The 21132-nt window shown below is 48.3% G+C and carries 18 protein-coding genes; 15 read left to right on the plus strand and 3 right to left on the minus strand.

Features of this window, described 5'->3' with window-relative positions:
• From HF638_RS04800 to HF638_RS04840, 9 genes are all read left to right on the plus strand, one after another.
• A complete protein-coding gene (locus HF638_RS04800; RefSeq protein ID WP_169479174.1) occupies window positions 1–2049 on the plus strand; it encodes a hydantoinase/oxoprolinase family protein in 2049 nt (682 codons plus the stop codon).
• Window positions 2046–4019, plus strand: a complete 1974-nt coding sequence (locus HF638_RS04805) for a hydantoinase B/oxoprolinase family protein (RefSeq protein ID WP_169479175.1) — start codon at window positions 2046–2048, stop codon at window positions 4017–4019. The genes HF638_RS04800 and HF638_RS04805 overlap by 4 nt, the downstream gene beginning before the upstream one ends.
• Before the next feature lie 69 nt (window positions 4020–4088).
• Window positions 4089–5225, plus strand: a complete 1137-nt coding sequence (locus HF638_RS04810; protein WP_169479176.1) for an ABC transporter substrate-binding protein — start codon at window positions 4089–4091, stop codon at window positions 5223–5225.
• A 72-nt stretch (window positions 5226–5297) separates the two neighbouring features.
• Window positions 5298–6428, plus strand: a complete 1131-nt coding sequence (locus HF638_RS04815; RefSeq protein WP_169479177.1) for an ABC transporter ATP-binding protein — start codon at window positions 5298–5300, stop codon at window positions 6426–6428.
• Window positions 6425–7342 carry an ABC transporter permease gene (locus HF638_RS04820; protein ID WP_169479178.1) on the plus strand — a complete coding sequence of 306 codons (918 nt, stop codon included), beginning with the start codon at window positions 6425–6427 and terminating at the stop codon, window positions 7340–7342. The genes HF638_RS04815 and HF638_RS04820 overlap by 4 nt, the downstream gene beginning before the upstream one ends.
• Window positions 7335–8180, plus strand: coding sequence for an ABC transporter permease (locus tag HF638_RS04825; RefSeq protein ID WP_169479179.1), 846 nt, complete (start codon window positions 7335–7337; stop codon window positions 8178–8180). Before HF638_RS04820 ends, HF638_RS04825 begins: the two co-directional genes overlap by 8 nt.
• Complete coding sequence (locus tag HF638_RS04830) at window positions 8173–9390, plus strand: M24 family metallopeptidase (protein ID WP_169479180.1); 1218 nt, start codon at window positions 8173–8175, stop codon at window positions 9388–9390. The genes HF638_RS04825 and HF638_RS04830 overlap by 8 nt, the downstream gene beginning before the upstream one ends.
• 19 nt (window positions 9391–9409) lie before the next feature.
• On the plus strand, window positions 9410–10660 hold the full coding sequence (locus HF638_RS04835) for an MFS transporter (RefSeq protein WP_348982070.1): 1251 nt from the start codon (window positions 9410–9412) through the stop codon (window positions 10658–10660).
• A gap of 85 nt (window positions 10661–10745) precedes the next feature.
• Complete coding sequence (locus HF638_RS04840; RefSeq protein WP_169479181.1) at window positions 10746–11096, plus strand: hypothetical protein; 351 nt, start codon at window positions 10746–10748, stop codon at window positions 11094–11096.
• A gap of 108 nt (window positions 11097–11204) precedes the next feature.
• Here the strand turns inward: HF638_RS04840 and HF638_RS04845 are convergent, their stop codons facing one another.
• Complete coding sequence (locus tag HF638_RS04845) at window positions 11205–11831, minus strand: FMN-dependent NADH-azoreductase (protein ID WP_169479182.1); 627 nt, start codon at window positions 11829–11831, stop codon at window positions 11205–11207.
• Between the two features lie 236 nt (window positions 11832–12067).
• Here HF638_RS04845 and HF638_RS04850 point away from each other — a divergent pair, with 236 nt between their 5' ends.
• The 6 genes from HF638_RS04850 to HF638_RS04875 all read left to right on the plus strand — a co-directional run bounded on the left by HF638_RS04850 (window position 12068) and on the right by HF638_RS04875 (window position 18854).
• Complete coding sequence (locus tag HF638_RS04850) at window positions 12068–13006, plus strand: sugar-binding transcriptional regulator (protein WP_169479643.1); 939 nt, start codon at window positions 12068–12070, stop codon at window positions 13004–13006.
• A gap of 215 nt (window positions 13007–13221) precedes the next feature.
• A complete protein-coding gene (gene deoC, locus HF638_RS04855) occupies window positions 13222–13872 on the plus strand; it encodes a deoxyribose-phosphate aldolase (RefSeq protein ID WP_062834778.1) in 651 nt (216 codons plus the stop codon).
• Between the two features lie 227 nt (window positions 13873–14099).
• Window positions 14100–15290: a NupC/NupG family nucleoside CNT transporter gene (locus HF638_RS04860; RefSeq protein WP_062834777.1), complete on the plus strand. Its 1191-nt coding sequence runs from the start codon at window positions 14100–14102 to the stop codon at window positions 15288–15290.
• A 29-nt stretch (window positions 15291–15319) separates the two neighbouring features.
• On the plus strand, window positions 15320–16498 hold the full coding sequence (gene deoB, locus HF638_RS04865) for a phosphopentomutase (protein WP_169479183.1): 1179 nt from the start codon (window positions 15320–15322) through the stop codon (window positions 16496–16498).
• Window positions 16499–16596: 98 nt separating this feature from the next.
• A complete protein-coding gene (deoD, locus tag HF638_RS04870) occupies window positions 16597–17304 on the plus strand; it encodes a purine-nucleoside phosphorylase (RefSeq protein ID WP_169479184.1) in 708 nt (235 codons plus the stop codon).
• Between the two features lie 248 nt (window positions 17305–17552).
• Entirely contained in the window at window positions 17553–18854 is a 1302-nt protein-coding gene (locus HF638_RS04875) for a pyrimidine-nucleoside phosphorylase (protein WP_169479185.1), read from the plus strand.
• A gap of 119 nt (window positions 18855–18973) precedes the next feature.
• Here the strand turns inward: HF638_RS04875 and HF638_RS04880 are convergent, their stop codons facing one another.
• Window positions 18974–19957: a TIGR03943 family putative permease subunit gene (locus HF638_RS04880; protein WP_169479186.1), complete on the minus strand. Its 984-nt coding sequence runs from the start codon at window positions 19955–19957 to the stop codon at window positions 18974–18976.
• 82 nt (window positions 19958–20039) lie between these two features.
• Entirely contained in the window at window positions 20040–21080 is a 1041-nt protein-coding gene (locus HF638_RS04885) for a permease (protein WP_169479187.1), read from the minus strand.
• Between the last annotated feature and the right edge of the window lie 52 nt (window positions 21081–21132).

Consider the following 21132-nt stretch of genomic DNA (forward strand, 5'->3'; position numbering starts at 1 on the left):
GTGGACACAATCTACCGTTTAGGCATAGATATCGGAGGTACTTTCACCGATGCGCTGGTGATGGATCATCAGGGCAGGGTGATTGCGGCGCTGAAGACGCCATCGATTGCAGCAGCTCCGGAACAGGCAATTTTTAACGCACTGGATCAGCTCAAGGCGAGTGGCGTGAACATTCGTGAGATTGATCTGTTTGTTCATGGAACCACGCTCGGCGTAAACACGTTAATCGAACGAAATGGTGCGGTCACAGGTCTGCTGGTGACCAAAGGATTCCGTGATATTCTTGAAATCCGCCGGTTGCGACTTGAGGATACCACCAATCTGTATGGTGACAAGACCGATGCGTTGGTACCGAGACATCGTGTGAAGGAAGTCGATGAACGGGTCATTGCGAGCGGGGGAATACTCCAGCCACTGAATCAGGAACAGCTGTTGCAAGCGGTGGATGAGCTGGTGGAGGATGGGGTTACCGCTTTGGCAATCAGTTTCTTACATGCTTATGTGAATCCTGTTCATGAACAGCTTGCGGAAGATCTGATCAGGGAACGTTATCCGCAACTGTTCATCTGCCGAAGCAGCGCCATCTGGCCACAACAGCGTGAGTTCGAACGAACACTCGCAACGGCCATGAATGCTTATGTAGGTGAACGAATGGGATCTTACTTCCTGCGTCTGCAAGAAGGGATTCAGGCTTATGGTCTCAAAGCCAACTTGCTGTCGACCATGTCCAACGGTGGAATTATGACGGCTGCCAGAGCGGCTAATGAGCCGGTACGCACGCTCCTCTCCGGACCTGCTTCCGGTGTAATTGCCGCGACCCATATCGCTGAACGAGCTGGCATTCATCAGGTCATCACATTCGACATGGGCGGGACAAGCGTTGATGTCGCCCTAATTGACAAAGAACCTGCCTATTCATCCGAGAACAAAGTTGGAGATTTTCCTGTCATCATTCCTGCTGTTGATGTAACAGCGATTGGAGCTGGTGGTGGTTCAATTGCATGGCTTGATTCCGTAGGCGTACTCAAAGTTGGACCGCGCAGCGCGGGAGCCAATCCCGGTCCGGCCTGCTATCAGCGCGGGGGAGAAGAGCCGACAACGACAGATGCCTATCTACAGCTCGGTATCCTGCATGCTGACCGTTTCCTTGGCGGACAAATGCGTCTGTATCCCGAACTTGCAGAGCGTACTCTTTCCAATCTGGGAGAGAAGCTTGGATTGAATGCCGAACAGACTGCGCAAGCCATTCTCGATGTGGCAACCGCCAATATGTATGCCCAGTTTTCTCCCCTCATGGCTCGCAAGGGCGTTGATCCCCGCGATTTTACGTTGCTGGCATATGGTGGAGCTGGCCCGATGCATGCTTTTCTGATGGCACGTGAGGTAGGTATCGGCAGGGTGCTGATCCCGCCATCTCCTGGAACACTGTGTGCCATGGGTTGCACGGTTGCCAATCTTCGCAATGATTTCGTTCATACGTTACACAAAAGCACCCAGACTCTGGAGCCCGGGGAGTTAAGCTCTCTTTTCACTAAGCTGGAAAACCAGGGACGTAGCTGGGTCGATGAGGAAGCCCGTGGTGGTGTCCAACTGGATAATATTTATTGCCTATACAGTGCGGATATGCGATATGAAGGACAGGCTTTTGATCTAGAGGTCACGCTGACATTGGAAGAAATTGAAGATCCCCAAAAGGCAGGGATTAAATTCCATACGTCTTACCAAAATGTGTTTGGCATTAGTCAGCCAGAGGCAGAGGTTATGTTTGTAAGTCTTCGAGCGACCATTGTTGGTGTTTTGCCTACCCATAACACGGCAGTTCCGGCAAATTTGCCATTCGATGAGAGTGAAACGGAAGAACGGATCATTACTTTTGACCATGTACAGCAGATTGCCAAAGTACTGAAAAGGGGACAGATTCCATCGGTGGATGCCCCCATTCCCGGGCCCATTATTGTGGAGGAATATGATACAACGATCTTTATCCCGCCTGGATATAAGGTATACCGGGATGTGCACGGGAACGTGATTGGGGAGGTGGAAGCATGATCGGCGACAAAGTCTTTCTTGAGATTTTCAACAACCGGATTCAGGCCGCCGTGGAAGAAATGGCGAATGTCGTTTTACGGACAGGATTCACCGCTTTTGTCAAAGAAACGGGCGATTTTGGAACCTACCTTTTATCTCCCTCCGGGGAAACGTTCGGGTCGCCGCTGGAGACAGGGTACAATCTGTCCTTGGGCATTCCTGCTGCTGCGACCATTAACAGCATAGAAGACTGGGAAGAAGGGGATCTCGTCATATGCAATGATCCTTATTCCACCAAAGGCATGGTCACACACCTTCCAGATATTCATCTCATCAAGCCTTATTTTCACGAAGGGAGAATCATCGCTTACGGCATGTGCTTTGTTCATTCATCCGATGTGGGCGGCAAGGTACCGGGGAGCGTATCTCCCAGTGCCTACGATATTCATATGGAAGGCATTCGGATTGCACCAGTCAAGCTGTATGAAGCCGGTGTTCTGAACGAGCAGATCCTGCGAATGTTTATGGACAACAGCCGAATTCCGGAGCAGAATCTCGGTGATCTCAAAGCGCTTATGGCTGCGTTGAATCGGGGAGAGCAGCGGCTTGGGGAACTTATTTCACGATATGGCGTGGAGAAAATCGAGCAGGGCATCGAACATTTGCTGGAATACGCCGAGCTGAAGGCTCGTGCCATCGTGCAGGATATTCCGGACGGTTCTTATGACTTCTGGGATTACCTGGAGAAAGGCCCAGGAGGATATCCTATCCGGTTACGCTGCAGAATGACGATTGCAGGCAGTGACATTCATCTGGACTTTAGTGGCACCGATCCTCAGGTAAGGGCTTCATTCAACATTCCTACCCACAACCAACAGGGGCATTACATGCTTGTGCCCGCACTCATTCGTTATTTCCGTACGCTCGATCCGACGATTCCATGGAATTCGGGCATGATTCGTATGGTGCGAAATTACGCGCCGCCTGCTTCCGTACTTAACCCGGAGCCGATGGCAGCTGTTGGGGCACGTGCTGCGACCTTTATCCGGCTGATGGACGTTATCACGGGTGCTTTGGGGAAAGCTCAGGCCAGCAAGGTTCCCGCGGCAGGAGCTGGACAAGCCTGCATCGTCATGATGGCGATGACAGATGCATCCGATGGCAAGAAAAAGGTGGGCGTAATTCAGCCGATCTGCGGAGGTTCGGGAGCAAGGCCGATGAAAGACGGAATTGATGGCATGGATTTTGCCGTTGGTCATCTTCGGAATATCCCTGCGGAAACAGTGGAATCCGAGATGCCTGTGTTGATCGAGCATTATGGTCTTCGTGCGGATTCGGCAGGTGCGGGAACCTTCCGCGGGGGAAGCGGAATTGACCTGTGCGTCAGAATTCTGACACCCGATACCGTAATGACGGCCAGAAACATGGAGCGTATGGAGTTTCAGCCCTGGGGCAGGCTCGGTGGCGGCGTAGGTTCACATGGAGAAGCGATTCTCAATGCTGGACGTGCAAGTGAGGATCATCTGGGAAGAATTGATGAGTTGTTACTTCAGCCTGGAGAAACGGTTACATTTCTTTCACAAGGTGGAGGCGGATATGGCGATCCATTTGAGCGTGATTCACGTCTGGTTCTGGAGGATGTAAGAAGTGGGCTGGTATCCACTGAGAAAGCCCTTGAGTTATACGGTGTTGTGATTGACGGCCTGGAGCTGAACGAGAGCGATACCGAACAATTGCGCGCCAAGCGACCACGTCAGCAGGAGGAATTCGCATATGGCAAAGCACGGGAGCAATTTGAAGCCATATGGAGCGATGAGATGCAGGTATCACTGAATCATGCATTGCTGAGTGCTCCGCTTGCATTGAGAGACTACCTGAAGCGTCAGACCATGGGAGTTGTAGAGGAGAATTACAAGGATTCCCTGTCTGTAAATCCAGGGGAGATATCCGACATTATGGAAGGGTTACGCCAGAAAATAGGTTTGCATTGATCAAGTGTAAGGAGACTATTTAGTTCTTGTCTTATCGATATAACCAACTACATGGATGGGGGAATTAGCATGTTCAAATCAAACAAAAAACGCTTTCTCAGCCTTGCCTCACTGACACTGGCCGGTACATTGGTGCTTTCCGCCTGCGGTGGAGCAGGCAGTACAAGTAATACTGCCGGAGAGACCGGATCTTCAGGAGCGAGCGGAGACAAAGTTAAGCTGACGATGTTTATCTGGGCGGGTTCCAATCAAGACGTCGTTCCGAAAGAAGTAGTCGCCGAGTATGTGAAAGAACATCCCAACGTTGAAGTCACCTTTGAGGAATCCTCCAATTCGGTAATGTACCCGAAGATGGTCGCTGGCAAGCAGGCTGATGCCAACAATCCGGTCGTCAACTTCGGTTACTTCAATGCAGATGCAACGGCTAAAGGCTTGAATGATGACATGTGGGAGCCACTGGATACAAGTATCGTGACCAATATCAAGGATATTCCGGAGTCCTTCCACAAGCCAGACAATAAAGGTGTGGTCTGGGGCGTTTCGAGCTTCGCCTTAGTGTATAACAAAGACCTTGTGAAAACGCCGCCTACCAGCTGGAACGATCTATGGGATAACGAAGAGTTCAAAGGAAAAACTGCGCTCTGGGACTACATGTTCTATTCCTATATCTCCCCACTTATTGCTACCAAAGGTCAAGAGATTGGTGCATCCTATGAAAATCCCGAGCCAGCCTTCCAGTTCTGGGCAGATCGTAGTGACCAGATTGGCACATTGGTTTCATCCAATGATCAGCTGAAGGCACTGCTGGAGTCAGGTGATGCTCTCATTGCCCCATTCAGTGCACAGGTTGCACAGACATGGATTGATGGCGGTTCTCCACTTGCCGTAGCGTATCCGAGTGAAGGTGCGATCTCCTTCCCGTACACACTTCAGGTCGTGAAGGGCTCAACACCTGAGCAGGCACGTGTTGCAAATGAGATTATCAACGAATTGTTGAGCGCAGAGGCGTTGTCACAATATGCAGAAGCAACGGGTACGCCAGTAACCAGTACGACAGCTGCAATTCCGGACAAGTACAAGGATGATCCTTCTTTCTCCGTGGAAACGCAAAGTAACGGCATTAATCCAGACTGGGATGTGCTTGCACAGAACAGCTCTTCCTGGAAAGAACTATGGGACCGTCTCGTGAAAACAAAGCTTCAATAAAAGGATTGTTGACAGGCAGACAATAATTCCGGGTTCTGCTCTGAACCCGGAATGGATGGGAGGGAATCAGAGATGAGCAGCGGACAAGAGACCATATCCATTGAAACAAGGAAAGTCACGAAGACATATGGTGAGCGAGCCGCCGTTGATCAAGTAACACTCCAAGTGAAAAAGGGAGAATTCGTTTCCTTGCTTGGTCCGAGTGGCTGTGGCAAAACAACACTGCTGCGCATGCTTGGCGGACTTGAACAACCGGATCAGGGTACCATTATGTTGGGAGGTCGGGATGTTACCGGCATTCCGGCCTATGGACGCAATAGCAATATGATTTTTCAGCAGCTTGCGCTGTTCCCTCATATGGATGTATTCAACAACATTGCCTATGGGCTAAAGGTGAAGAAGTTACCAAAAGCCGATATCAAACGGCAGGTAGGTGAAATGCTTGATCTGGTCCAGCTCGGAGACTATGGCAGGCGTGCTGTATCCGAGCTGTCTGGAGGGCAGGCCCAACGTGTCGCCATTGCTCGCGCACTGATCAACAGACCCGAAGTGCTGTTGCTTGACGAACCTCTCTCTGCATTGGACATGCAACTGCGTCTCGATATGCAACGTGAACTGAAACGCATACAGCGCGAGTTCGGCGGAACGTTTATCTTTGTAACGCATGATCAGAGCGAAGCCATGAACATGTCTGACCGAATTGGCGTCATGCGCGCCGGAAAGCTGCTGCAATACGCAACCCCTGATGAAATCTATGAGAGACCGGTCGATAGCTTCGTGGCCAAGTTTATTGGAGATACCAATCTCTTTGAGACGGAAGTGTTGGGGCATGATGTGAATGGAATTCGGGTGGATTGCTTCGGCAAGCCATTGCTGGTGAAAGTCAGTGATGGCAATGCCGTACCGAAAGCGGGAGCAAGACATTCCTTATCGATCCGCATTGAGTATATTCGACTCGGAGCAGATGCAACTCATTGCCTGAACAAGCTGGATGGACACGTGATTGAAGCGGTGTATGGCGGAGCAAATATTCGATACAGTGTGCAGATTGCTGAAGGTTTTCTGGTTCAGGCCAGTGTGCTGCATCAGCGGGGAGCTTCACGTTATAGTCCAGGTGAGCCAATAGAAATTGGCTTTGACCCGGAGGACGCGCTCTTGTTATCTGAACCCATGCATGACCGTGTACAGGGGGCAGGAATATGAACCGGATCGCGGAACGAATCGTGAATCTGTATTCCTTTGGAAATCGCACATGGGTAACCCGGTTGTTGCTTCTGTTGCCTGCACTTGCTCTGATGGGCATCGTGTATCTGGGCGGGTTGCTGATCTTTGGCAGATATAGCTTCGATATTTATGAGAATGGAAAGCTTATTCGTGGCTGGGATTCGGGGGCCTATCGTGCATTTCTGTCTGATCCTTACTATTGGAAGCTGATTGGCACAACGTTTCGCATTGCCTTCAAGGTTACGCTATGGAGTCTACTGCTTGCCTATCCACTGGCGTATTGTATAGCGGGTCTAAAGAAGCCTGGCATGAAGCAATTGTTGCTGCTGCTCACGTTTCTTCCACTACTGGTCAGCGCGGTTGTGCGTTCTTACGGATGGCAGCTGTTGCTGTCCAAACAGGGCTTCATGAACTGGTTGTTTATCCGGCTGGGACTTACCGATGAAGGATTCAGCATGATCTACAACGAGACCGGTGTTGTTGTCGCGCTTGTCCATATCTTCCTGCCATTTATGGTCTTTCCGATCCTGAATGTACTCTCTCAAAGTGACGCTTCCTTAAAGGCAGCTGCTCAGGATTTGGGGGCGGGCAGCTGGCGAACGTTCCTGACCATTACCCTGCCTTTATCGGCAAGAGGCATTGCAAGCGGGGTACAAATTGTGTTCACGCTGTGCCTCACCGCATTCACCACACCTCAGCTAATCGGCGGGGGAAGAGTCATGACACTTCCGGTATTTATATACCAGCGTACCTTGGACACGAACTGGCCGATGGCTGCGGTTGCCAGCCTGTTCTTGCTTGTGTCTTCCATTGTCGTCTCGTTGCTTGTGAATAAAGGGGCGGAAATGTTGATGTTCCGTCGTTCCCGTAAGGGAGGTCAGGCGTATGGTTAAGTCGAATAGGGGCACCAAGCTGCTGCTCTATATCTTTGTGGGCGCCGTAGCGATTTATCTGCTGTTGCCGCTGCTGATGATTATGTTGACATCTGTAGGCTCCGGTTCAGCCAGTAAATTCCCGCCAGAAGGTCTAACCCTGAAATGGTATGCCAATCTGGGTGAACAGACCCAGTTTCTCGATGCATTCAAAAACAGCCTCATTGCTTCGACAGGGGCGGTTCTGCTGGCTTTGATTACGGGTACACTTGCTGCGCTAGCGATCGTGCAGTATCCCTTCCCGGGTTCTGGTATCTTAAGGGCATTTTTTGTATCTCCGATGGTTATGCCCAAAATTACGCTGGGTATCGCATATTTAATTTTATTCTCGAAAATGCATATTGCAGGCGGATTGTTTGCACTTATTTTGGGTGAAGCGGTCATTGTACTTCCATTCGTGCTCACTCTTGTGGGCAGTGCATTAGCCAATCTGCACCCGGCTCACCGGGAAGCTGCCGCGGACCTTGGCGCAGGACCGATGCGTATCTTTTTCACAATTACGCTGCCGCAGCTCCGACTATCCCTGCTTTTGTCAGGGTCAATCGCTTTTGTCTTCACTTTCGATCAGGTAGAGGCTGCTCTGTTGCTGCTCCGTCAGGACAGCTACACGTTGCCAATACAGCTGTTCCTGTATATGGAGAAATGGCAGGATCCAACGATTGCTGTTGTATCTGTAGTGTTGATCGCTTTTGCACTGGCTCTGTTTATGACGATTAAACTAGTTTTGCGCTCTGTACCAGGACTTGAGAGTTTGTTTGGTCGCAGGAAAACAAAAGGAGGTCTGGATCAAAATGAATAATGCACAGCATCTCTCCCATAGCTCAGGTCTGAATCGGGATCGGGCGGAAGAAGTGATGAAAGCGCAGGGGCTAAGTGCCCTGATTGCAACTACTCCAGAGAACATTCACTATGTCATCGGGTCCCAGCTGCGTGCAAGCAACTGGACCATGCAGATTTATGCTATTTTACCTGCCGACAGAACTGCAAAGCCATGTATCATCATTCCGACGAATCGGTTGGGCGTTGTGGCTCAGTTCGGTATCACGGGGGTGGACATATTTGCCTACAGTGACTTCTTCGTGGAAGGTTCAATTGAAGGCAAACCTTCCACGGACGACATTGATCTATTCTATTCTCTCCTGCAAACGACGGTTATTCATCCAGGTCCTCTAGAAGCACTCAAGGCAGCATTAAAACAGCTTGAGATCGAAGATCAGCCGATTGGAATCGATGAGATGCGGATCGCTCCCGATATTCTGGCTAGAATCAGGGAGGAGCTTCCTGAAAGGCCGGTGGTTTCCGCATATAAACTGTTCCGACAAATCCGCCTGGTTAAGACACCTTTCGAAATCGAGCAACTGCGCCAGGCTGCCCAATTAAATGAACGGATTGAGCAGGAGCTGATTGACCTGATTGCAGCAGGTGTTCATGAGAAGCAACTTGCCGATCATTATCGTCTGGCTGTGATGAGAGCAGGTGGAACTCCGGCAATGACTGCAGTAGGGGCAGGGCCACGTAGTGCGCTGCCACTCATCGAAAATTATTTTCATACGATTGAGACTGGAGATCAGGTCCGTTTCGATCTCTGCCTGCAGCTGGAAGGATACTGGGGGGATACGGGCCGCACGGTTGTTGCAGGTGAGCCTACCGCTTGGATGAAAAAGCATTTTGATGCAGTCAAAAGTGGATGGGAGACGGCACTCGAAACGGTGCGCCCTGGCGTCAAGGCTTCGGAAGTATTCCATGCCGCAGTGTCTCGCGTACAGCGTGAGGGAATTCCGCATTACCGACGCCAGCATGTCGGACATGCCATTGGCTTGGAACTGTACGACGATATGACTCTCTCCCCTGGTGACCAGCGCATACTGGAGCCCGGTATGGTGCTATGTGTCGAGGTACCTTATTACGAGCTCGGTGCTGGTGGCTTCCAAATCGAGGATACAGTTGTCGTAACTCCAGATGGTTATGAGTTTCTAACTCATATGGAACGGAAACTGTTCACCAAATAACGATAAATGGAAGGCTTCAGTGACTGGCGATCAGGACACAGTCGATCCAAGAAGCTTTCTTACCGAGAAAGTTGGAACATCCATGATTCAGCAGGGAACTAAGACGTTTCGTAACATTAGCCTTGCACTGTTCGCCGGAGGTTTTGTCACTTTTGCGTTACTCTACAGCCTTCAGCCCCTGATGCCTGAGATTAGCGATACATTCTCCATTACGCCGGCACACGCCAGTCTTACGCTATCGGTAACAACGATCGCCATGGCACTGACGATGCTGTTCATCGGGTCTTTGTCTGATTCGGTGGGACGACGCTTTATTATGACAGCGGCACTGGTGATATCTTCTGTTATTGCTTTGCTAAGTGCGTTCAGCCCGGGATATACGGAGCTTCTTCTGCTTCGTATTCTCCAAGGGGTGGCACTTGCGGGGTTGCCAGCGATAGCCATGACATATCTGTCAGAAGAAATTGAACCTGCGAGTCTTGGATATGCCATGGGGCTATATATCAGCGGGAATTCGATCGGAGGCATGGCCGGTCGTTTTATCAGCGGTGTGGTGACAGATTGGTTCAGTTGGCGCGCCGCTGTAGGTTTCATTGGTATTCTTGGACTGTGTGCTGCCGTTATTTTTTGGCTTGTCATCCCGCCATCCCGTCATTTTGTCAAAGCTGCACCCGGATTCAAAAATCCAATCCCTCTGTTGTGGTCGCAGTGTCGCAATCCGAGGCTGCTATGCCTGTATGGACTCGGTTTTCTCCTGATGGGGAGCTTTGTGACCCTCTTCAACTATATTGGTTTTGAATTAACGGGCGAACCCTATCATCTTAGCCAGTCCATTGTTGGAAGTCTATTTGTGGTATATCTGATGGGCACGGTTAGCAGTACCTGGATGGGCAGGCTGGCAGATCGGTACGGCAGATCACATGTGCTTGGAATCGCGCTGGGCATTATTCTGGCTGGTGCAGTCTGTACCCTTCATCCAGCGCTTTGGGTCAAAATTATCGGACTCGCCCTGTTTGCATTCGGTTTCTTCGGCGGCCACTCCATCGCAAGCAGCTGGGTTGGCCTCGTGGCCAATCAGCACAAATCCCAGGCCAATGCGTTGTATTTATTTTTCTACTACTTTGGTTCAAGCGTAAGCGGAACAGGGGGCGGATTACTTTACAGCCATCTGGGATGGATAGGCATTGTGGGCATGATTGGTGTGTATGTTTTGATCGGTTTTGTCTTGTGTAATTTGCTTGTCCATCGGTTGAAGGGACAGGCTACATAAATCAACTTTTTCCGACAGGTCTTGCATCTCCTGAAATACCGAGTATAATACTTGGTAAATAGACGAAAAGGGGATGCAATAAACGATGAAAACACATGCTGAATTGAACTCACTTCTTGTTGACGATTATCTGGATCTCCTGAACATAGCGAAACAGCTAGGTGATGACGAATGGAAAGATGCTATTCTGCAAGCATTGAAGGAAGAAGTCGACGCGAATCATCATCTGGATTCAACAGAGGTAAGACAGGATTTATGGAGTCAATTTGAAGGCATTAATGAACAGATGCATGATCTGTTAATGCAACTGAAACATGCCGACAATCCAGAAGAGAAAGAGCAGATTATTGAAATGATCTGGGGATTGAAAGTAGACCGTCATGCCATCACACGTAAACTTGAAACCATGAGCCGTGCCAGCGCTGGACATCAATAAGCTCTAGGTTGATTATACATTGAAACCCGCGTGCTCCCTAGGATTATCCCCTAGGTCGCACGCGGGTTTTGTTTATGTTTTGATTGTTACTATTTTTGAACTACCTTTCTAAAACTGTTTTGCCAAAGTAGTTGCCTGTTCTATAGCTTGTTGCTTGATCTCATCCGCACGATCTTTATATTGATTATGACCCTCTACAAAAATGCCATCAAGTTTCGGCACACCGAGGAATGACATGATAATGCTCAGGTAACGGTGACCAGATTCCATCTGAGCCGCTGGGCCTTCGGAATAAATGCCGCCGCGGGCCTGAATATGCAGCGCTTTTTTGTCAGTCAGCAGTCCAACAGGACCTTGTTCGGTATAACGAAAAGTTTTGCCAGCTACGCAGATGGAATCCACATAAGCCTTCAGAATAGGGGGAAATGAGAAGTTCCACATCGGTGTTACAAAAACATATTTATCTGCTGCAGCAAATTGATCTGACAGTTCATTCAAACGGCTTACTTTGGTCTGCTCTTCGGCAGTCAGATTACTGCCCGATTGCAGTTTGCCCCATCCACTGAAGACATCCGCATCGATATGGGGGATATCCGAGCGATACAGATCGAGGTGAACAACCTCATCAGAAGGGTGACTTTCACGATACGCGTCAATGAATGCTTTACCTGTAGCCATGCTAAAGGAGGTTTCATGATCATGAGGATGGGCAGTAATATACAATAAAGTAGACATGTTGTTCTTCCTCTCTGTGCAATTAATGGGGTGAAGCCATCTTGGAATGATGAAGCGACCGCAGTAGTATGCATCGTTTTCCCCGTTTTATACGTCAGAAAGGGATATGAGTGGAATGATCATGATACTGAATTGCATGCTATGTAGTGACCAGATACTCAATCCATGTATAATATACAGGACGAGTATTTATTTTCCAACGATAATAGGGATGAGTGAGATGAGCGCACATGGGAATGGACCTGGAGAAGCAACGATTAAGCATTGAAGCAGCGAAATTGTATTATCAGTCCGATTACAGCCAGCAGGATATTGCCGCCCGATTGGGCGTGTCACGTCCAACCGTATCAAGATTACTTCAGTACGCCAAAGATCGCGGATACGTCCGGATTGAAATTATGGACCCGCTGGAGGATATCGACATCATTGCCGGAGAACTCAAGTCGAAATATGATCTGGATACGGCACTTGTGTGTTTTGCCCCACTGAAGAGTGATGAGGAAATACAGAAGCATATCAGCAAACGAGCAGCAGACTACCTTCAGGAGACGGTTCAGGATGCAGATATTATCGGGGTGACTTGGGGAACAACCATGCATGCCATAGCACGCCAGCTTCGTCCCAAGCAGGTCAAAGGTGTCGAAGTCGTTCAATTGAAGGGGGGCGTAAGCCACTCCCATGTCAATACGTATGCCGCTGAGATTGTTCATTTGTTCGCTGAAGCCTTCCACACGGTACCAAGGTATCTGCCATTGCCCGTAATTTTCGACAACATTGAAGTGAAGAACATGGTGGAAGCGGATCGGCATATCGGCAGAATCGTGGAACTTGGCAGACAGGCCAACATTGCTTTGTTCACCGTGGGTACTGTGAAGGAGGATGCGTTATTGTTCAGACTCGGCTATTTCAATGAAGAAGAGCAACAATTACTAATGAACTCAGGTGCAGGTGACATTTGTTCACGCTTTTTTGATGCGGAAGGTCAGTTGATCAGTGAAGAGATTAACAGCAGAACCGTCGGAATTGACTTGGCGGAATTGAGAAATAAGGAAAAATCAATCCTTGTCGCCGGGGGGCAACGCAAAATTGAAGCGATTCACGCCGCGCTCAAAGGTCATTACGCCAATATTCTGGTTACGGATCAGTACACAGCGCAGGCATTACTGCGATTCTAATTTTCAAATGGATATGGATGACAACATCTGCCACGTAAAAAGGGCGGATGTTTTGCTTTGTAAGGCAGAAAATATAACGAAGCAAGAACAGCAAGTGGAACCGTGAACAAAAGTTCAATTTGATTTTTACATATGTTCATGTTAGTGTAAGGGTATAGAAAATAACTAGTTCAGATAAGGGAGAGATTCAATTGACTACACCACAATTAGCTAAAATGATCGACCATACGTTGCTTCGTGCGGACGCAACGCAGAGTGAAATGGCCAAGTTAACCGAAGAAGCGAAGCAATACCAGTTTGCTTCCGTATGTGTTAACCCAGGATGGGTTGCTTATGCTGCTGAGCAGTTGCAAGGTACTGGCGTAGATATCTGCACCGTTATTGGTTTCCCTCTGGGAGCATCTACATCGGAGACAAAAGCTTTCGAAACTAAAGATGCGATTGCTAAAGGTGCAACTGAAGTCGATATGGTCATCAACATCAGTGCTTTGAAAGATGGCAAAGATGATTACGTTGAACAGGATATTCGTGCTGTAGTTGAAGCTGCTGCGGGTAAAGCTTTGGTGAAAGTCATAATTGAAACTTGTCTGTTGACGGATGATGAGAAAGTACGTGCTTGTCAGGCAGCTGTACGAGCTGGAGCAGATTTTGTTAAAACTTCTACAGGTTTCTCCACAGGTGGAGCAACGCCAGAAGATATCGCTTTGATGCGTCGTACTGTAGGTCCTGATGTAGGCGTTAAAGCTTCAGGTGGCGTACGTAGCCTGGAAGATATGCAGAAAATGATCGAAGCGGGTGCGACTCGGATCGGTGCAAGCTCTGGCGTGAAGATCATGCAGGGCGGTCAGTCTACATCTTCTTACTAAGAAGGAGCTTGTTAAACAAAGCTTGATGGAGTGAAAAGTAATAATATATTCTCTGTACTTGGGCACTCGACTCAGGTACAGGGAATATAATGTACACTTATATTTTAAAAACGGGATTAATTGTAAGCGCTTCATAAGTTTTCTGAAAGGTTAATGATTTAGAATGCTTAAGCACCCTTTGAGCTGAATTCCACATCCGGCTTAACTACCTTCAAAGGAGAGATCAAATGAAATTTCTAATTGCCCTTCTTGGCTTACTCGTTGTTTTTGGACTGGCTTATATCGCAAGCAACGGTAAAAAGAAGATTAGATACCGACCGCTGGTCGTTATGATTGTTTTGCAGGTGATTCTGGCCTATGCCTTGCTGAATACAGGGGTAGGAACATGGCTGATTGGTGGATTTGCGACCATATTTGAAAGTTTGCTGGCCTATGCGAATGAAGGGATTTCATTTGTATTCGGTGGTTTAACTGGTGTCCCGGATGCTAATGGCGGATTTCCGTTCTTCCTGAATGTATTGATGCCGATTGTTGTCATTTCTGCCCTCATTGGGATATTGCAGTATATCCGAATCTTACCTTTTGTTATAAAATATATTGGTCTGGTATTAAGCAAAATCAACGGAATGGGCAAACTGGAATCATATAACGCGGTTGCTTCGGCTGTATTGGGGCAATCTGAAGTGTTCATTTCTGTGAAAAAACAAATTGGGTTGTTGCCAAAACATCGGCTGTACACCTTGTGTGCCTCGGCGATGTCCACGGTATCGATGTCGATTGTCGGTGCCTATATGTCCATGATTGATCCGAAATATGTGGTTACGGCACTCGTGCTGAACCTGTTTGGCGGTTTTATCATTGCTTCCATTGTGAATCCTTATGAGGTTACAGAGGAAGAAGATATATTGGAAGTACAGGAAGAGGAGAAACAGTCCTTTTTCGAAATGCTGGGTGAGTACATCCTGGATGGATTTAAAGTCGCCATCATCGTAGCTGCGATGTTAATCGGTTTTGTCGCTCTCATCGCGTTAGTTAACGGAATGTTTAGCGCAATACTCGGTATTTCATTCCAGGAGCTGCTAGGTTATGTGTTTGCACCATTTGCCTTTATTATGGGTGTTCCATGGAAGGAAGCTGTTCAAGCGGGAAGTATTATGGCTACCAAAATGGTATCCAATGAATTCGTAGCCATGCTTGATCTGACGAAGCAGACAACGTTGTCTGCCAGAACAACAGGGATCGTATCCGTCTTCCTCGTATCGTTCGCCAACTTCTCCTCCATCGGTATTATTGCCGGTGCGGTGAAGGGACTTCATGAGAAACAAGGTAATGTGGTAGCCCGCTTCGGTCTGAAACTGCTTTACGGTGCATCGCTTGTCAGTGTATTGTCGGCGATCATCGCCGGACTGTTCTTGTAAACCGGATTATTGGAAGGAGTGCTTAGGTTATGTCAACATTCAAAAGAGTACATCTAATCGTTATGGATTCTGTAGGGATCGGCGAAGCGCCGGATGCAGCAGAATTTGATGATTTTGATGTAGATACCTTCGGTCACATTGCACGTGAACGCGGAGGTCTAAAAATGCCTCACATGGCCAGTCTCGGACTGTCCAACATCAAAGAAATCGAGGGTGTTCCTGTAGCGGATGCACCTAAAGCGTATTACACCAAGATGCAGGAAGCATCCAGAGGCAAAGACACAATGACAGGTCACTGGGAGCTGATGGGTCTTTACATTGATACACCTTTCCGCGTGTTCGAGAACGGCTTTCCCGATGAGCTGATTCAGCGCATTGAAGAGAAAACGGGCCGTAAGGTCATTGGTAACAAACCGGCCAGCGGAACGGAAATTCTGGATGAGCTGGGTGCAGAGCATGTTGAAACTGGCGCACTCATCGTGTACACATCTGCGGATTCGGTTCTGCAAATTGCAGCACATGAGGACGTTGTTCCACTGAAAGAACTGTATGAGATCTGTGAGTTCTGTCGCGAAATCACACTTGAAGATCCGTACATGCTGGGCCGCATTATTGCACGTCCATTTGTAGGTGAAGCGGGTGTCTGGAAGCGTACTGCGAATCGTCATGACTATGCGCTTAAACCGTTTGGACGTACCGTTATGAATGAACTTCAAGATGGTGGATTTGATGTCATTGCCTTGGGTAAAATTGCGGATATCTACGATGGCGAAGGTGTGACGAAGTCCGTTCGTACTGTATCGAATATGGATGGCATGGACAAGTTGTCTGAAACGATGGATGAAGAGTTCACTGGACTTAGCTTCCTGAACCTGGTTGATTTTGATGCCCTGTACGGTCACCGTCGTGATCCACAAGGTTATGCTCAGGCGCTTGAAGACTATGATGCACGGCTGCCAGAGATTTTTGCCAAAATGACCAATGATGATCTGCTGCTGATCACAGCTGACCATGGTAACGATCCAACATACCGTGGCACAGACCACACTCGTGAATATGTACCACTGCTTGCCTACTCTCCGCGCTTCAGCGAGGGCAAAAAGCTTGATCTGCGCAGCACATTTGCTGACCTTGGTGCAACCGTAGCCGAGAACTTTGGAGTGAAAATGCCGGAATATGGCACCAGCTTCCTGAAAGATTTGAAATAGGTTTTTCGAAAACAGGATAGGGGATGTCGGAGTAGTTGAGGCTGCTCCGGTTCCTGCCATCATAATAGACTAAACATATAACTGGAGGAGATTCATTCATGAGTACACATATTGGAGCAAAACCCGGAGATATCGCAGAAACGATCCTTTTGCCAGGAGACCCTTTGCGCGCGAAATATATTGCAGATACGTACCTTGAAGATGTTGTATGTTACAACGAGGTTCGCGGAATGCTTGGTTTTACAGGTACATATCAAGGACACCGGATTTCGGTGCAAGGTTCAGGAATGGGTATTCCGTCTTTCGCAATCTATGCTAACGAATTGATCAGCGAATATGGCGTGAAAAACCTGATTCGTGTAGGTACTTGTGGCGGTATGCAGGAGCATGTACGTGTACGTGACGTCATCCTTGCACAAGCAGCATGTACAGATTCCAGCATGAACAAACACGTATTCGGTGGATATGACTTCTCGCCAATCGCTACGTTCTCCCTGCTGAAAGAAGCATATGATCGGGCAACAGCTAAAGGCATGAAAATTCATGTGGGTAACGTGTTCAGCTCGGATTCTTTCTACCGCGATGACCGTTCCGTAACCGAGAAGTTGATGAAACACGGCGTACTGGGCGTAGAAATGGAAACAACAGCACTGTATACCATCGCTGCCAAGTTCGGTGTTAACGCACTGACCATCCTGACGGTAAGTGACCACTTGCTGACAGGCGAAGAAACAACTGCCGAAGAGCGCCAAAAAACGTTCAACGACATGATGGTAGTTGCCCTGGACACAGCAATCACACTGTAATAGTTGCATTTTATATTCATAATCAATTGATTTTAATCGAAACTTTTGTTTTAAGCACGGAGTGAAGGAACTGGAATCGATTCTGAAGAAGCGAAGCGTTCGCCTTTGTCTCTGAGTTTTCCCCATTGCAAAATGGATCAAAAAAACTTGGAGACAACAGCGATCGAAGGAACGATCCGGAGCCGGAACGGTCAACGGACCAACAACAAAGTGTTCTATACAATCAACACACACAAGGAGAGATCATCATGAGAATGGTAGACATTATTGCCAAGAAACGCGACGGAAAAGAACTGACAACAGCTGAGATTGATTTTGTTGTTCAAGGATACACACAAGGAGAGATCCCGGACTATCAAGTCAGCGCATGGGCGATGGCGGTATTCTTTAAAGATATGACAGACAAAGAACGTGCTGATCTCACGATGTCCATGGTAAATTCGGGTGAAACGATCGACCTGTCCGCCATCGAAGGTATCAAAGTAGACAAGCACTCCACAGGAGGTGTGGGCGATACAACAACACTGGTACTCGCTCCGCTTGTTGCTGCGCTGGATGTTCCTGTTGCCAAAATGTCCGGACGTGGACTTGGTCACACGGGTGGTACAACAGACAAGCTGGAATCCGTTGCTGGCTTCCACGTAGAGCTTGAAAAAGAAGAGTTCATTCGACTCGTAAACGAACATAAGGTTGCAGTTATCGGACAAAGTGGTAATCTAACGCCTGCAGACAAGAAGCTCTATGCACTGCGTGACGTAACAGCTACCGTTAACTCCATCCCACTGATCGCCAGCTCCATCATGAGCAAGAAAATTGCAGCAGGTGCTGATGCAATCGTATTGGATGTTAAAACGGGTGCTGGTGCATTCATGAAAACAACGGAAGATGCTAAAGAACTGGCACATGCCATGGTAAGCATCGGTAACAATGTTGGCCGTAAAACGATGGCTGTTATCTCCGATATGTCCCAACCACTGGGTCTGGCGATTGGTAACGCGCTTGAAGTGAAAGAAGCCATCCTCACCCTGCAAGGTAAAGGCCCGAAAGATCTGGAAGAGCTGTGTCTGGCACTTGGACGTCAGATGGTATTCCTTGCTGGCAAGGCAGATTCCTTGGAGCATGCTGAGGAGAGATTGAGAGAAGTCATCCAGAACGGTAAGGCACTGGAGAAATTCAAAGATTTCTTGGCAAACCAAGGTGGAGACGCTTCGGTTGTGGATCATCCAGATCGTTTGCCTCAGGCACAATACCTGGTTGAAGTGCCAGCAGACAAAGACGGCTATGTTGCCGGAATCGTCGCTGACGAAATCGGTACTGCAGCAATGCTGCTCGGCGCAGGCCGTGCAACGAAAGAGTCTGAGATTGATCTCGCTGTTGGTCTGATGCTGAACAAAAAAGTCGGTGACCCAGTCAAAGCTGGTGAGTCCCTCGTAACGATCCATGCCAATCGTGAAGACGTAGCAGACGTCATCGCGAAGATCAAAGAAAACATTACGATCGCCGATCATGCCGATGCGCCTGTATTGGTTCATGATATCGTAACCGAATAATACAATCAGAACAGACGAGATGTAATCTCATGTCTAACTGAACATGAAAGCCCCAAAGCGATGTAATCCATCGCTTTGGGGCTTTTTGTCGTTGAGGCGCACGCTGTTAATATTAGCGATTAATTGCTCTTTATTTTCTCATACGCCATCACCGAATCCGCACTAGTATAAATATAAGGCGTGGATGGCTCGGATACAGGTGTCACCTTTGTTGCTCGAATCTCAATCGTATCCTTACCGTTCACCTGTGCAGAGCCGATGCTGCCATCGATTTGCACCCAGCTGTCTGTAGGGAAGCTATCCGCTTCGGGGATGTGAATCATCACGCCAAAGGGAGCCGCATCTGCGGGGCAACACATGACGAGAAATCGACCCAGCGCAAAATGTGATTCATGATCCATGCTTTTGTCCCGATAAACGAACCCGGTTAAGGAGATATCTTTGCCTGCAAATTGTCGCTGGAACATATCAATCGTGCCGAGGGTTTCAGAGAAAATCTCGGGATAGACTCGAATGACCTGTTCTGCATACAACTTCTCCGCCAGTTCAGCAAATTCGCGGCTATACTCGTCTGGGGGAATGAATTGTACTTTGGTGGCCGATGCAGACTGAACAACCGTTGGTTGTTGTGTAAGATCTTGTACATTCAATTGCGTTGCCGGATCAGGTAACGGTTCTTTCCGACGAATCTCGGGAGGAGCATAGGTGAGAGACATACCTTTCTGACTGGCCATGGAGCTGCCGAGAGCCCGATCAGGTAACAAAAAACCCAGCAATAAGGGTATAGCGATCAGACCATATACCATTGAACTACGAAGGAACCCGGAAGGCGGAGGATGCTCACAGTCGCAATGAACCTCGTTTCTACTGAACAGTCCATGCCACGCCATAATAACGGCAATAAACAATAAGGGAACAGGGCAGCATAACAGCAGTTTTTGCATGGTCGGCGCCAAATAATAATGAAGCGAATCACTTGAATTCAAGTGAATAATGTACACCGCCAGACCGCCGATCCATACCGCACGGATCAGGTTATGCCATTGAATGATGTGTGATCTTGGAACAGGGGCTTTTGTCATCGTATATACAGTGTGGTTCATATCATCACCTCATCTCTATTAATCGTCAGGATGAAAGTTCAAGTGATTAACCATTCAGGTCATGAAGTAATTTGCTTAACCTTTATACCAGCAGATTAATCAACCACGAGCCGGCAAAGACAAGGGTGATAATGGCTAGACTTAGACCTATAACAAACCGGGTACGGAAGGTCGAGAGCAGCATCAGGGTGCTTTTGAAATCCAACATTGGACCAAGCACAAGGAAGGATACCAGCGGCCCAAGTGCAAACGTATGTGAGAATGCAGAAGCCACAAATGCATCAGAAGTGGAGCAGAGAGACAGTACATAAGCAAAGCCCATCATGAACACGTAAGAGGCGACAGGACCATTGCCAAGTGAGATCAGATCGCTGCGGCTAATGAATGTCTGGATGCAGGCTGTAATCAAGGCACCGATCACCAGATATTTGCTCATATCGACAAATTCATCTCCGGCGTGAATGAAGAAGCTACGCCAGTTTTTCACATGGTTATGATCATGAGCATTTGCGTGTGCATGAGCATGAGGTTGCGCCATTTTAAACCCGGGATGTGTCTTGACCTCTGTCACTGCGACCTTTGGCATCCGAAGGGGATTTCGACGAACAAACACATACACGAGCATGCCTATGGAAGCTGCTACGGCAAAGGCCAGTCCCATACGGGCAATGGTAATCTCAGGATGGGAGGGAAAGGCGAGCAAGGTTGCCGTAAATACGATGGGATTGACTACGGGACCACTCAAGATGAACGTCACTGCGATATAGGCTGGCATGCCTTTGTGCATCAACCTTCTCACGACCGGGATCATGCCACATTCACAAATGGGAAAAATAATACCGAGCAGCCCTGCGACCAGCACACCGCCGATCGGATTCTTGGGCGTTAGTCTGCGTACCATCTCTTCCGATACGAACCACTGCATGAGTGAGGACAATAAAACACCCATGAGCAGAAAAGGTGCGGCTTCAAGGAAAATACCTATGAATACGGTTTTCATATTTTGCAAAGCTTCACTGTTCCATGCTTCCTTGAAGTCTGGAGCCATTGTGATCAACACGGGAACAAGAAATGCACAAGGGATCAGGAAGGACAGGAGCTTCAGATTGGCTGCCATTTTCATGAAACAGACCTCCACAACTAGGACTTTGCTAAAATATATGCTTGTACGTGCG

The organism is Paenibacillus sp. SZ31 (assembly GCF_012912005.1).
Taxonomy (GTDB): Bacteria; Bacillota; Bacilli; order Paenibacillales; family Paenibacillaceae; genus Paenibacillus.